Origin of the sequence: Brumicola pallidula DSM 14239 = ACAM 615 (genome assembly GCF_000428905.1) — a bacterium.
GTDB lineage: Bacteria > Pseudomonadota > Gammaproteobacteria > Enterobacterales > Alteromonadaceae > Glaciecola > Glaciecola pallidula.
In genome coordinates, this window is the sequence record NZ_KE386814.1 from 498,603 (window position 1) to 513,222 (window position 14,620).

Annotated in this window: 13 protein-coding genes; 5 read left to right on the forward strand and 8 right to left on the reverse strand. The window is 41.3% G+C overall.

The features are described 5' to 3' along the window. Positions 1 to 305: 305 nt before the first annotated feature. The 8 genes from G399_RS0113050 to G399_RS0113085 all read right to left on the reverse strand — a co-directional run bounded on the left by G399_RS0113050 (position 306) and on the right by G399_RS0113085 (position 10,392). Positions 306 to 1,118: a transglutaminase-like domain-containing protein gene (locus G399_RS0113050; RefSeq protein ID WP_006013144.1), complete on the reverse strand. Its 813-nt coding sequence runs from the start codon at positions 1,116 to 1,118 to the stop codon at positions 306 to 308. 83 nt (positions 1,119 to 1,201) lie between these two features. Next, positions 1,202 to 2,308 carry a glycosyltransferase gene (locus G399_RS0113055; protein WP_006013146.1) on the reverse strand — a complete coding sequence of 369 codons (1,107 nt, stop codon included), beginning with the start codon at positions 2,306 to 2,308 and terminating at the stop codon, positions 1,202 to 1,204. 114 nt (positions 2,309 to 2,422) lie between these two features. Next, entirely contained in the window at positions 2,423 to 3,484 is a 1,062-nt protein-coding gene (locus G399_RS0113060; RefSeq protein ID WP_006013148.1) for a FemAB family XrtA/PEP-CTERM system-associated protein, read from the reverse strand. After that, positions 3,462 to 4,484, reverse strand: coding sequence for a polysaccharide deacetylase family protein (locus tag G399_RS0113065; RefSeq protein WP_006013150.1), 1,023 nt, complete (start codon positions 4,482 to 4,484; stop codon positions 3,462 to 3,464). Before G399_RS0113065 ends, G399_RS0113060 begins: the two co-directional genes overlap by 23 nt. After that, positions 4,481 to 5,599 (reverse strand): glycosyltransferase, encoded by a 1,119-nt coding sequence (locus G399_RS0113070; protein WP_026843720.1) that lies wholly within the window; start codon positions 5,597 to 5,599, stop codon positions 4,481 to 4,483. The genes G399_RS0113065 and G399_RS0113070 overlap by 4 nt, the downstream gene beginning before the upstream one ends. A gap of 17 nt (positions 5,600 to 5,616) precedes the next feature. After that, complete coding sequence (locus G399_RS0113075) at positions 5,617 to 6,591, reverse strand: glycosyltransferase family 2 protein (RefSeq protein ID WP_081585829.1); 975 nt, start codon at positions 6,589 to 6,591, stop codon at positions 5,617 to 5,619. Next, entirely contained in the window at positions 6,591 to 9,206 is a 2,616-nt protein-coding gene (locus G399_RS20730; RefSeq protein WP_051288557.1) for a glycoside hydrolase family protein, read from the reverse strand. Before G399_RS20730 ends, G399_RS0113075 begins: the two co-directional genes overlap by 1 nt. A gap of 142 nt (positions 9,207 to 9,348) precedes the next feature. After that, the gene (locus G399_RS0113085; protein WP_006013160.1) at positions 9,349 to 10,392 is read right to left on the reverse strand and encodes a GNAT family N-acetyltransferase; all 1,044 of its coding nucleotides are present in this window, start codon (positions 10,390 to 10,392) and stop codon (positions 9,349 to 9,351) included. Positions 10,393 to 10,459: 67 nt separating this feature from the next. Here G399_RS0113085 and G399_RS0113090 point away from each other — a divergent pair, with 67 nt between their 5' ends. The 5 genes from G399_RS0113090 to G399_RS20740 all read left to right on the forward strand — a co-directional run bounded on the left by G399_RS0113090 (position 10,460) and on the right by G399_RS20740 (position 14,620). Beyond that, a complete protein-coding gene (locus G399_RS0113090) occupies positions 10,460 to 11,266 on the forward strand; it encodes a S1 family peptidase (protein WP_006013162.1) in 807 nt (268 codons plus the stop codon). Positions 11,267 to 11,410: 144 nt separating this feature from the next. Next, a complete protein-coding gene (locus G399_RS22365) occupies positions 11,411 to 12,175 on the forward strand; it encodes a hypothetical protein (RefSeq protein ID WP_006013166.1) in 765 nt (254 codons plus the stop codon). Continuing rightward, positions 12,172 to 12,420: a hypothetical protein gene (locus tag G399_RS0113100; protein ID WP_006013168.1), complete on the forward strand. Its 249-nt coding sequence runs from the start codon at positions 12,172 to 12,174 to the stop codon at positions 12,418 to 12,420. Before G399_RS22365 ends, G399_RS0113100 begins: the two co-directional genes overlap by 4 nt. Next, on the forward strand, positions 12,421 to 13,293 hold the full coding sequence (locus G399_RS0113105; RefSeq protein ID WP_006013170.1) for an HprK-related kinase A: 873 nt from the start codon (positions 12,421 to 12,423) through the stop codon (positions 13,291 to 13,293). After that, positions 13,283 to 14,620: a nucleotidyltransferase family protein gene (locus G399_RS20740; protein WP_006013172.1), complete on the forward strand. Its 1,338-nt coding sequence runs from the start codon at positions 13,283 to 13,285 to the stop codon at positions 14,618 to 14,620. The genes G399_RS0113105 and G399_RS20740 overlap by 11 nt, the downstream gene beginning before the upstream one ends.

The following is a 14,620-nucleotide window of genomic DNA, read 5'->3' on the forward strand; positions in this document are numbered from 1 at the left end:
TTCCCCATTAATTTCCAATATGAATGCAAATGCTTCTACTCATGTCGCGTTTGGATCCGCGCGTGGGTCAGAGATGGATGATAATGAAATGAATGGGCACAGGGTTATATGTTCCTAGTTAATAGTATAAAAATTTATATATAAAACGGCTGAAAAAAGAAAAAATATTAGATACGGTTTATTTTACGATTGAAAGCGGAGTGTAAGGGAATGTTCGATGTAATTGATTAATTTAATAAAGAATTGTTTTGTTTGTTTAACGTATATATTGCAATAATAATTACTTCTTAAGTAGTTTATCACAATTAACCGAGGCGTTTTTTCCTTATGTTAAATAAACACAGCAACAAGCCCAAAACTGGCAAAAGCCACTTCGCAACATAAGCAAACTTTTCAAAATAGAATTTTTTAGTTATAAAATGCTCAGGGCCGTCCCATACTTGAAAAGGCTTCGAGTAAGTGTATTGAAAAAAACGATCATCACTTTCAGGGTGCCCTTGGCCTGAATATAGTCCTTTAATAATCCCAACGTCCTGGTTTAATTGCTCTGCTGAAGTTGGTATTACGACACCAAAATCAGCATCAAATATGAACTGCTGGTCATCAATATTGGCGGTAACGACTACATGTCCTGGAAAGGTCAATATGTCTGCTTCAATGCCATTTTTTTCTAGCATCTGACTCATTAAAATCGAAGCATCGCCACATATTCCAATGCCCCGTTCTACGCTTTTGTAGGGGTTTGAGAAGTGGTAGCGTTCGTATTCTGGTATACCTGAATATTTACCCATCAAAAATAGGATCCAGTTTTCCCATGCAGGCACTAATTGATGAAAAGCAACAGGATCATATGTTTCCCAATCCAGATGGGCCGTGCCATCAGCAATCACTTTGGTTACTCGTTTTGCATATTCTAGAGGCGTTTCTTGTGCGGTTTTCTCGACCAATTGAAAGAAGTTTTGTTTACTAAGCAACACATCTCTGTCACCGAATCTGAGCACGTCGGGAGTCAAATTCTTTGGACGAAGGTCTTGTGTTAATCCATAAAAATTAAGCAGCATTAACCCGATACTGCTTATTAATATAAACGATAAACACGCTTTAAAAGCCAATTTCATATTGAACTCACCTTTTTGCCACCACAGTCTTCGCTGCACTGAACTGGTAACTTTCCTATCAAGAATAAGATAATGCGTAGCATTTAGTGATCATAAATATTTGCATACGCTGCAGACAGATGCCTAACATCATACTTCTCATCAAAGACCACTCGCGCGTTTTGCCCGTATCGCTCTCTGGTGTTCTTGTCGTTCGCAAGTGCAAGCATAGCATCGGCAAATTGTAGCATATTATCATTATCCGTAACTAACCCAGTCTCGCCATGCGTAACGATCTCTTTATTGCCCCCAGCGTCTGTCACAATGCACGGCTTAGCGAGCGACATGGCTTCTAAAAGAGTCATTGAGGTGCCTTCACTTAAGCTCGATAACAAAAAAATATCAAAAATAGCTAAATAGTCTTTTGGATACGGTATATACCCAGTAAGTATAACACTGTCTTCTATATCAAGTGTTTGAATAAGTAATTTCAATGCCGGCATTAACTCGCCATCACCGACAATAATAAGTTTGGTTTTTGGGTTTTTCTTAGTGACTTCAGCAAATGCCTTTAGCATCATACTATGATTCTTAATCGGGTCGAGTCGCGCAATGGTGCCAAACACAATATCGTCTGTTTGAATGTTTAGTCTAGTTTTTATATCTAATGCCGCACTTTCGTTGAATTCAAGCCCTTTAATACCATTATAAATCACGTCAATTTTACCAGCCGTAAGAAACTCATACTTTATTAAAGCTTGTTTTGTCGCTTCGGAAATAGCTGTTAATCTGTGTGTCATCATCGCCAACAACGGATTAACAAATCGTCGCTTCCAGTTACTGGAATCCGGATAAAAGCGCCCATGTTCGGTAAAAATGACTTTTGTGGATAAGCCTATAACCGCAAGCGCGCCATAAACCCAGGGGGTATATTGATGGCAATGCACAATATCAATATTGTGTTGTTTAACATGCTTTTTAATAGCGCTTATCAGTGAGGTATCAAATCCGTCTTTTCTTGCAAATGTGCTTACTTTAATCCCAGCCTGTTGTAAATCTTGGCCCCACGGCCCCAGTGGTTCTTCAATACAAAATATAGACATACAAACAGAATTATCGCTGCCTTCTATTATGTTCTTGATAACCATTTCTGTGCCGCCTATGCGCATATCATAGGTTATGTGCAGAATGTTTTTTTTATGCTGGTTCATTCATTTACCTTTGCTATGACCTTGAACTAGGGTTTACGTCGATTTCATCGATACTAGAAAATAACGTGCCGATTTTGATATTAAAAACATGCGGTTATCAGATAAGCGTATTCATCACAAACTCACAAACTTCCGAACCTTCGGCCCAACATAATTAACTAGCCACAGCGGCAGCTTTTGCCAAATAGTTTCAAGCAGCTCTCTCGCTGTCGACTTCCCTAAATCCACTACTTCAACCAAGTTACCATTTTCATACCTAGCCCAATTTAATGACGCGGGTTGGCTTCCCCATTGTTTTTTAAAGTTGTAGGTACCTTCGTTTAACGTTGAGCGCCCAAAGTCGAATACTTGGGCACCTTTAGTTATCGCTTCACTCAGCACGGTCCAATACAACAGCATGTTGGGGGCGAGTCGATTGTACTGTGCGTTAGTTGACGCCCATGGCATTGATGCGGTGTTGTTGTTAAGCAACACAATACCGCCACCAACCACTGTCTCGTCTTTATATACCAGCACCATGTAAGCATTATTTGCATATCCACTCAGCACTGCCATAAACCAGGCTTTGGAATGAACGGGTGAGCCCAGTGAATGCATATTGCCAGCGAAAACCGCATAGAATTCATCCACATGCTTTGCAAAATCATCCGTGTCGTTATACTCAATGACCTTTGACGTCAGGCCGTTTTTTTCTGCTTTGCGAATTTGGCTGCGTAATTTTGATTTAAAGTTGGCCATCTGTTCGTCGGGGGTAGCCGCAAGACTCAGCAGCATCCTGACTTTTTGGCCATCCGCTAAAGTATCAGGGTCTACCGTGGTGGTGTCGGCATTGCGCAACTCAACAGGCTCTTGAGTGTCCTTGGCTATGTCATTGTTAGCAAAAGCTATCAACGCGTCTAGCGCCTCTTGGTTGTCGGCAATAGCGCCGGCACCATCGCAGTAGGGAAGCGATATTAAGCTTTTTTGTCTGAGCGGCACGCCCATCCTAATTAATGGCATCACCCCAACCAAGTTATCGTAGTAAAAGGCGCCGACATAAATGGCTTCAAAACCATAGCTTTTTTCTATCGCCTGGCCCCAAGCAAACCGATGGTAGGGTGTTGTTTTTGCGCAGGCGCTTACGTATTGGTCCCAAAGGTGGCGGTCATTACGGTTAAGTTTTGTAACAATAGTCATGTGTATTTAATATCGTTGGATTTTGTGAAAAGTAGACTTGGGCTTCTTTTAATGTCATGAAATTCAAAGTGTAGTCCTCAGAAAGTAGGTTGATCACCTGACTTATCCGAGAACAAATGACTTCAAAGGGGTCTTCAACATTAAAAAAGCCGGTCCCATTAGCGATCAGGTTTGAGCTATGAAAAAACATATTAATGTAAGGCGAGCCGTTTTCATGCATCTTGCGGGCAAGTGCAACCATATCTTGGGCTTCCATTACTTCTGGGCTCATGTAAATTTTTCTGAGCATAGCAGAATGCCAAAGCATGCTAACGGTTTTTACGTACTTCAGCGGCGCTGATTCTGCTGCCTGATGAACTGCATTGGCTAATGAAAAGTACTTTCTATTAAAACCGACACTCGCTTGTATTTCCATTATATTGCGCTGCTCGCCAGCTTTGAGAACGTTGCTGGTATCGGGCCAGTAAGCCCCAATAGGCGAGCCTTGGCAGCTGAAAAACTCATTTGAATAATACGGATATACGCTGGAATCAACCGTAAAGCCGCGCGACCACAATAGTTGCATAATCGCTTCTGAAATACCCCAACGCCCCGTTCTAAATGAGCTTGGTTGATAATCAAATTCTGTCACAAAAACCGAGACTAATTCATCCAGCTTGGCTTCTACTTGCTCAATAGGCAGATTAACTACATGTGAATTGGCTTCATTGGGCTTATCAAAATATGGCGGGTTTGCCCATGGGTGCAAATGGGCACCCAGTTCGCAGGTATTTTGCTTTATCGCATTCTCAAATACTTTATTTTCGATAGCGCCTTTGGCTGCAGCGTAATCGACAAAATAGCAGGGGCGAATGCCGTGCTCGTCACAAAACGACTGAAATGCCGGTATTTGAACTAAATTTTTCACTGAAAAGTCTTTTTCTGGGAACGGGCCGTCCCAATCCCATTCTTCTTCGGTATCGACGGTGAGTATAAAGACTAATTCAGGTTTGTTTTTCAAAGGCTAACTTCCTTGTTATCCAACACTTCATTAAATAAAGCGACATATTCATCGGCCATTCTTTTAGCTGAATAATGTTCATTAACGTAGTCGCAGGCATTTTTACCTAGCTGGCTCGCGTAATCTTTATCTTGTAAGATCTTTTCCCAAGCTAATAATAAGGCGGCTTTATCGCCTAAGGGGGCTAACAGACCTGTGTGTTCGTGAGTGATCAACTGATCGATACCGGCAATGTCATAAGCAGCAACGGGGGTTTCCATTGCGCAGGCTTCCATCAAACAACGCGGTATACCTTCTAATGTCGATGTCATCACGAATAAATCAAAGCTCTTTAAGTAGTCTAGTCGATCATCGCGATAACCTAAAAAATGAATGTCATCTTTTGACGCTAGTGTTTGCGTATGCTGTTCAAGTGAGGCGCGCGAATCGCCATCACCTAATAACACAAGTTCAATATTCTCCATTGTCTTGTGCAGTTCATCAAACACATCAAGTAAATCAAGGATGTTTTTACGACTGATCATTTGACCTATAAAACCAATGCGCCTTTTGGTTTTGCTTGATGCCACCGGTTTGTTTTTGAATTTTTCAACTTCGGATAAATCCACGCCATTTTGAATATAGACTAATTGCGGTTCTTTAATCGAGTATTGTTTACAATCTTCCACTAATTGCGGTGATAAAGGAACCACATGATCAGCAAACTTCATGGCTTGGCAGCCTAACCAGATAAACAGCCGAAGCTTAATGTCTTTTGCGTTTTCAAAACCATGCGGAGTCACAAGAACCGGCACACCGGCCTTTTTTGCTGCCAATACGCCAAGCACATCTGATTTATAACCATGTGTGTGCACCGCATCAATCTTATTCGTTGTAATATAATTAGCTAACGCAGACACCGCTTTGTAATCAAATTTATGCGCCATGGGTAGCTCAAATACATCACCGCAATCACGTCTGAAATGGGCTGCTATTTCAAGGTTTTTTGATGCCACTTCATCGGTAACCGCCAAGCTATAGGTCACGTTAGGGTCTTGTGTATTGTTACACAGGGCCAGTATCCAGCGCTCTGCTCCGTAAAATCCGGTTGAACAAATAAACTGTAATATATGCATCTTGCGTGACGTATTAATCAACTGTGGCTACTCGTTCTTATGGGTTTGATTAAGCCTAAAATTGTACCCCAAGTTCGCGCGGGAAAATACAGACCGTAAAATTTAATAATAGTCACTGTTGAAAGCGCAGGTGATGCTAGCTTGACTAATCTTAGTACATACAGCGATAGCACACCAATGCTGGCGACCATGCATAATAGGGCTAATACACTGTGTCCTAAAACAAAAAACAGCAGTCCAAATAGCAGCCCAAAGGAAAACACCGGTGGTGCAATAAAGCTTGGATACTCGGCCAACCCGATATCTCTTCCTTTTAGCGAGGCTAAATTTGATTGCCCGCGCCACACTTCTTTTTTCGCCATTTCAATAAATTCTTTGTCTTCACCAAGGTGAACATAGTCACTCGCGGTGGAATAAAATAACTTGCCTTGTTCACCTACTTTTTGTGTGAAAACATAGTCTTCGCAAGTCACTAGGTGCTCAGGAAAGCCGCCGGAAGTGATAAATGTGTCGCGGGTCATGAGTAAATTTCGGCCGGGTAAAAACTCGACGTGACAATCGACGTTGGCGTTACTTAATTCGGTTCTTAGTATTTCAAGTGGGCTAGCATGTTCAGAGGCCACTTGCACTGCACTAACCAACTTTGTTTGCGCCGTTAACAATGGGCGTAGCGCGGTTAGCCAATTGCTGGCAAGGCTAATGTCGGCATCTAAAAATGCGATTAAATTTCCGCTGGCCTTTGCAAAGCCTAAGTTTCGTTGCGCTGATATCGTCACCTGCTGCGGCGCATAAACAATGTGTATGGTCATGTTATTAGACAATGCGGCAACATCGAAATGCAGCGCCTGGTTTTTTGTGACGATGATCACTTCTATATCAATATCAATTGCAGTATTGTCTAACAGGCTAATTGAGCTGAGGGTATCAATTAACATATTCTCCCTGCCTAAATGAGGGATGATGAAACTGCAACGCTGTGCTGTCCGTTGCATTATTTGAGCCTCAATTGAGGAAAGCGAATAAGTAGGTGCCTCAATTCTTTAGTTAACGAGTAATTTTTTATAAAACCCCAAGCGAAGCGGGCAAAGCTAAAGGGGGTGGTGCTATGTTCAATACTCACCTCTAACATGGCATTATTAGTAATGCCAATTTGACTAATATCGCCAATATTGTTTTGCATTATTAAGGCTAAAACTCGAGTGGAGTCTTTTTCGTCGCTGTTGCATAACTTGTCTTCTACATACTGCGTTAGGCTATCAATTTTTAGCCCAATACTGTCTTTTAATTGCTGTGTATCGGCGTAATTTAGGGCCACGTTTAGTACCATTATTTTTCTTAGGTCCTGGGCTGTCCACGTGTCATTTGGATATTCAAGTTTCTGGTGGTTAACTAAATACGGTTGTTCCTGCGTTGCAATCCATTCAACGTAATGTAGAAATGACTGTTTGATGCTGGCATAGTCATGATCAATGCCATAAACGGTTTCGCACATCCACAAATACTTGGCAACCGACTGCATGAAAACAATGTAGTACCAGGTATTTTCAATATCCTCAAAATTTCGCTCAGCAATAATATCGGTAGCATGAAATGTTTGGGTAATGATGCTTGATGCTCTTTTCACATACTGGCGGTTAGCCGTTAGTTCATAGCTATCAAGCAGCACATTGACGTAGTTTGCAACACCTCGGTCTAAGGGGTAACGGCCGGTTAGCGGGTTTCTAACAATCGCCCTATTTCGATATTGCAACAAGCTACCGAGTAACGTACCGTCACCTTCAAAAAAATACGTGATCCAGTTACCTAATTTGATGACTGCGTTTTTTGCACTCTCATTTCCAGTTAGCTGATAATACAAGGCCAAACCACTGGTGTAACAATGATGACTTCCGGGCCCGCCGCCGCCGGCATGATCTTCGTAGACGCCTTTTTGTTGGCGCTTTGAATAAGTGCGGTGAGTCGCCGTTTCAGCTTCTACGTAATGGTCAGTGTGCCAAAAAAAACCGCCATTATATTCCTGTTTATCTAGCTTTGTATGGTAAATGTCAATATTAACAATATGTTCAAAGAGGTCATCTGCTAATTGCTTCCATTTGGCATCACCAGTAATGACCCATTGTTTTAGAAAACCCTGTAAAGGGTCATACTGATTATTGTAGTGCGACACAAAAATATCATCGCCTTTGTATCCTACTGCTTCATGGTCAGCATAAATATCACCAAAATTTCGCCAGCCAAATTCATCCACCGCTTCTCGCTTAGCAAAAAAGTTTCTTTCTCCCGTTAAGCCTAAATTAACGATGTTAGTTAACGGGCTGTGGGTAATTGACCGGGTTAACCACGGAATGGTATTGGCGCTGCAAAATATATCAGGGTTAAGCTTCAGAATAGGGGGCTGTGAATGGGCATTGGTTAGCGCCGGCGTGTGTGATAAGGCGATATTCAACGAATGAAACTTTATTTCACCGGGTTGTAATTCAATAGCACCACCGATGTTTGTTTCACAAAAATTGATGTCCATTTCGCCACTCATGGCTGTTACTTCCAGAGGAAACTTTTGCCACATATTATCAATATGAATAGCAAAGCCTTGCGCTTCATCAGCCATCATAAATGCCAGTGAAGGTCTTAATTCTCTGTAGGTATATGTTTGCTGGTTTTCCACTTCAAAAACCACGGCTCCGCGTTCTTTTTGCGGAACAACGCCATTTTTATCGATATGATTTTTAGATAACCAGTTTTCACCACCACTGTTGTTTACCAGCAACGCCCATTGTTCAAAGTGCTTGAATGCTTCGCTTTTATGGTTTGTGTCAGCATCAGCGCTAGTATTTGTAGCTGCACCAGCACGAGTTTCAGCATCTACATTAGCGCCTGTATTAGCAACTGAGAAATCGCTCTTAGGCAATGCTATTTTCAATCCAAATTGAGAGAGCTCAATGCTATTTTCATTACCCAGATCCCATTGACCATTTTGTTGAATAAGTGGCATTGGATTATGCACAGACAATGCTATTTTGAGCTTGTTGGTGGGATAATCAAGCTTGTATTCAACCGTCACGTATAGGTATTTTTTATGCGTATCTAATTGGGTTTTATACTGTTGTTTTAACGTGGCATAAAGGGGGTGGTTGCATGAACTGGTTTTGGTTAACAACCTTGAATTGATCAACTTGAATACAGAGTCTGCTCCTTTGCAGGAAAATTTTGGGGATAATTCAAGTGGCACAATGTCGGTGCTAGTTAATTGTTTCACTGATAAAAAAGTGTCGGCGGACACTTGAAGCGTTAAATCTTTAGATTTAAGAAAGAAGGCGCCTTCTTTTTCAAATGCACAATCTTGTTTTTTGAAGATACTTGCTTGGCTCACGGTTACAAAGTACTTTTGACTTTCGCTTTGGTCCGAATAACCTTCAATTTGACACCACCGAATAGATTTGTCATCCCACAAAGAGATTGCAGTCACACTCGAAATAACAGGTAAACCGGCCTCGGTGACTATCTGTAATTTTTGTTCAGGCCAAAAAGTCGCCTTAGGTAGCGGCAACCCAACTGAAAATGGGGTGGGGACTCCATTTGTTCCATCAAAATTAAACGCATGAATCATTGTAACGCTGCACCTGCTTTTGGAGTTTGCTCATTTTCTCGCCAATGAGTATAAATTTTTATTGTAAAACTATACGTATTTTTTTTGATAACGTGAGTTGATAAACTAGACTATCAGCCTAAAACATATTTTAGACCAAGTGTTAGCGTCGTAACAGTAATTTTAGCTTTGTTAAGAGTCTATTGCGACGCGTGTTTTTATACATCGAGATGTGGTAAACCGGATAACAGCTATTCGACATTTGCTCTTTGTATCTTGCCGGGCCGGCTAAAAAGTCGTAATTGTCGTACCCAAGGTGTTTAAAATGCTCTATTGCATGAAAGTGCATGGTTAAGCCCGGCTTATATTTATTGCCTAAGTCGACATAGTTAATAGCCGACAAATAAAACAGTATCTGATTCTCACTAATTAAAACGTATAAATACCCAAGGATGAAATCGCCTGCTGTGAGGGTGAGTAGTTTAGCCTTCTGCGAGTAGTCGTGATCACTTATGCCCAGTAAGTGTTCATGGAATTGAACAAACGTTGGATTGGTAAAGCCACTGCCATATTCGCTGGTTCCCCATTTAAGGATATGCAATTGGGCTATTTTATTGAATAAGTCGTGGTGTTCACTTTGCTGGGCAATAGTGACAGAAATAGCGCCAAATTTATCTTCAATTAGCTTATTTGAACGTCGAATCGACGCTCGTGTATTTTTTGAAAGGCTGTCGAGATAATTGCCTGGCACTTTGAGGTCAGCATAAAAATTAGTTTCTGAGGTGATTTCTGGTTCTAAATACCGAGCATGCTGCCATTGATCACTGAGGCATGTTTGGGCGGTCACTTTTGCAAAATTTCTCAACTCACTGAGCTTTTGCAACATCGCTTCAAGCACGGCAGGACGATCATCAGGACGACAAATAATATCATTCTGCTCTATCCAAACTTGATCCTCGCTATGCACCCCGGTTTGATTTAAATAATATCTGTCACCAAGCCAATGCTGTTGACAGCCCCAAAAGGCTAAGCCGGTAACTTTTGAGTCACGTTTACAGACCATTAAAAGGGGTTTTTTAGGCAGTGTTTTTAGCCAAGGTATCAGCCAAAACTGACTTAAAAATACACTGTCATCTGAATTCGCTACTTGTGCTAGCAATGCGTTTACATGATCTAGTTCGTAGCTTTTTAAAATCTGAGTCAGCATATTTTTTGATTGGTTAGTGTTGTGATTTTAGTTATGCTAACGCACAAATCAACAGAAGAGAATGATAATGCAAATCAAAAAAGGAAGTGCAGTTACTGATGGATATTGGGGGAGCACTATTTTCGCTTTACTTTGTTTGTGTTTCTCATCTATGACATCGGCTCAGCAAACTCAATCGTTGCCTGGATCAATAAAACAGATAAAGCCCTCGATTGTCGGCATTGCTATTCTTACGCCAATCGAGTCAAAAGCACCGCAAATATTAGGTACTGGTTTTGTAGTGGGCAATGGTAAGTATATTGTGACCAACTACCACGTGGTTTCCAAAGAATTAGACCCGAAAATTGTTCAAAATTTCGTTGCCTTAAGTGGTACAGGCCAAAACCCCGCGATTCATAAAATGGATATTATCGCGATAGACCCAGTGCATGATATTGCTATTTTATCTATCGATACAGCATTGCCTGCATTAAAATTGGCTGACGATAAACTGATAGACCAAGGAACGTCCATTTTCTTTACAGGTTTTCCTATTGGTGCTGTTTTAGGTTTATACCCGGCAACGCACCAGGGAATTATCGCCGCCATTACGCCAGACGTTAACCCTGCTAGCAATGCAAATCAGTTAACGCTGCAAATGTTAGACCGGCTTAAAACACCCTTTTTGGTTTATCAATTAGATGCCACAGCCTATCCTGGCAACAGTGGCAGTCCGGTTTTCAATCGCAACAACAACGAAGTAATTGCCATTATAAACAAAGTATTTGTATCAGCAGGCAAGGAAGCGGCGCTAACAAACCCTAGTGGGATCACTTATGCAATCCCAATTAGGGATCTGAGAAAGCTAGCCAAAGGCAATGATATCGCGTTGTAATATCAAAGGTTTTTTATATTAGTGTCAGGTTTTTTATCAGTTTTTAAATGGGCTTTATAAAAACCTAATAAAAACAGAGAGTTATTTATTGGCTTGATTTTTGCATTATTTAACTCAATATAGTTAGTGAATAGGTGATATCGAATGCTAGACAAAAATTCAAATTTGACCGACCAAAATTTGGATGGAGCAAGTAGCCGCCGTAAATTTTTAACGCGAGCTTCTGTTGGTGCGGCATTGGCGACAATTCCCGCTAAATCGGTGTGGGCAACTGGATTAACTAACAGCATTGTTGCGTCCGGTCACGGTTCTGATTTTGCTGGTGGGACCCCCTTGATTTTGAAATTGCCTGATCAATGGCTTCGCTCTGGTGTTTCTGCCTTGGGTCGAGTCTATGCAGGTCTTACATACACCGCCTCTCCCGTTATTAACTGGAAGCTGAGACGATGCTTCAATGGTAAGGAATCTAAACTGCGTTTGTGCCATTTGTTAGGTGACAAAATTGAGTTAAAACATTTTATCGAGCACAAAGTGAGAGGTAAAGTGGTTAGCCAAAAGCATAAGGGTCGCCACTATGACATTGAACTTACAGAACGCGGCTTCAGCAGCAACAAAGAACGCAGGTACACTTGGGGAAAGTTAATTAGCCACCTGGGCAGCGAAGATGGCTCTCCAACAGACCTTAACAGCTATATAGTAAGCGCGTACTTGAATGCGAAGTATAGCGGTCGTCATGGCATTCATTACCCAATAGTGAATGCAATAAATGGAAATCATGCACCGTATCAAAGTGCCGAGCTATTTCTAAGTAAACTACATATATCAGCAGTGGCTGACCCTGTCGGTACATTGAGAACGCTTAAAGCGCTACATCATCATCCTGAAAGTTTGCAACATGCGACTGGATGAGTAAATATATTGGTAAAAAAACCAAGCTAGAATATAAAAAAGGGATGCTGAAGCATCCTTTTTTAGATAAGTCAGGGCTGGTTTTTTTTAATACGCAAAGTACGGTTGTCACTTCCATTAGCGTTAATGAAACGATTTTTAAAGAGTGGCTTGATTGTCCACAAAAGCTGCGCAAAGAAGACTTAAGCAAATTGCGAACACTCATAGAGCAAGGTTTTATCGTCGAGTCGCCGGTGGCAGAGTAAATGCAAACTTTTCAATTAAGCTTACCCCCATTCACGTTTCAAGTTGAAACCAATATTTCATTGGTCGCCCGTAATGCTAACAGTTTATATGGCAGTGCTTATAGCGATGAAATAGATCCATTGGTTTATGTTGATTATTATTTGAGTGCGACCTACTCAGGCGGGATCAGGCGCTTTTATAAACCCCAAGCTCGTTTTTTATGTGATGAGCGTGAACCCTTTAAGCCGCTAAAGGCAAATCAGGCATATGCAATGCTTGAATGGGGAATGAATTGGACCGTTGCCGCGCATGAATTACAGTATGCAATAGTCCATTCTGCTGTGCTTGCCAAAGACGATAAAGCCATTTTATTTCCGGCACCGCCAGGCTCAGGTAAAAGTACCTTAACGGCGCATCTATCGCAGAACGGATGGCGGTTGTTATCGGATGAAATGGCCTTAATTATACCGGGTACGAATCAAGTTATTCCATTTGTAAGGCCTATTTGTTTAAAAAATAGCTCGATAGCGTTAGCCAAACAATGGTTTCCTGAGTGTGTTTTTTCTACTGTAGCCGCCGACACCCACAAAGGCGATGTGATCCACATGGCGGCGCCCAAAGCAGCGTTTGAGCAAAATAGAACAGCTGCTACAATTGTAGGGATTGTTTATCCTAACTATAAGGTAGATAGAAAATTAGACATCTATCAATTGAATATGACCGAGAGTTTTATGCAGTTAGTTGATAATTCGTTCAATTTTACTGCAATTGGAGAGTCCAGCTTCGACACTATTACTTCATTAATAGAGAAAACAAAGCACTTCGAAATTTTTTACAACGATCTAAACGAAGTGGACCTGTTTTTAACTGAAGATATTATAAATGCTTCTTGATCAACACTTCATTGTTCAGCTGTTTTTGAAGCCCCAGATGCTGGTCGAATTAACCGAACCTGAACGCTCAAAGGTAATGGTGGTACTTAGAAAGCAAAAAGTGTTGGCTAAATTAGCGTTTCTGATCTTCGATAAAACGTTTGATGAGCAATTACATGAAAAGCCCTTTAGCTCAGATGAACATGCGCTGCAAGCAGATAAAAAGCTGCTGCCGGTAAATGAAAGGCCGCTGCCGGTAAATGAAAAGCTGCTGCCGGCAAATGAAAAGCCGCTGCCGGTAAATGAAAAGCCGCTGCCGGTAAATGAAAAGCTGCTGCCGGTAAATGAAAAGCCACTGCCGGTAAATGAAAATCCACTGCTATTAGATGAAAAGACCATACGGCATTTAAAAAATGCGTTGAGGGTAGCTGAGAAACAAAAAGAACAGGTGTTTTTAGAAGCCAATGAGATAAGCCATATTCTCAACCTAGTATCAGAATTTGTGGTGTTTTTAAAAGGGGCAGCATATAGCCTTAATCATTCACTGGCGGGGCAGGGCAGAATATACAGTGACATCGATATTTTGGTAAACAAAGCACAACTTATCGAGTGCGAGCAAACACTGGCCTTGCACGGTTGGTTTGGGGAAAAAATTAGCGATTACGATCAACGTTATTATCGTAAGTGGGCGCATGAAATTCCGCCTCTAGCGCATATGCATCGTGGCACTATCATTGATGTCCATCATAATATTATTCCGATTGTGTCCAATGATGCACCGAGTGCTTCAGCCTTGAAAAATTACATAATAAGCAATAAAGACGGCATTCAAACCCTCAGCTTACCGGCTCAGTTTGTGCACAGTGCGGTACATTTATTTAGAAATGAAGAATACAAAACCGCTTTTCGCGATGTACTAGACTTGTACTTTATGTTGATAGAAATAGGCCCCAATAACTTAAGTGATATTATTGATGTTGCTGAGGAACTTGGCTTCAAGTACGAAGTAGGCTTGGCTTTGCGTGCATTGCAAAACATATTTGAATTATCATTACCGACACCGACGATTGATTTATTGCTAAATAAGTCGACATTACGCGTTGCTTTTGATCAATTTATTTTCGCAAAGGTGTTACTACCTCAACATCGATTATTACACTGCGATGCGACCCCCATTCGGTATTTTCTGGCAACGGTGCGAGGACATTTTATTAAAATGCCGCTACATTTACTCACTTACCATTTACTCATGAAGTCGGGTCGGGGTATTATTGAGAAAATATTCGGCGAGCATATCTTTACCCCGAAAGATGTTCAATCGAACGATAATTTGTCACCAAGGAAATAA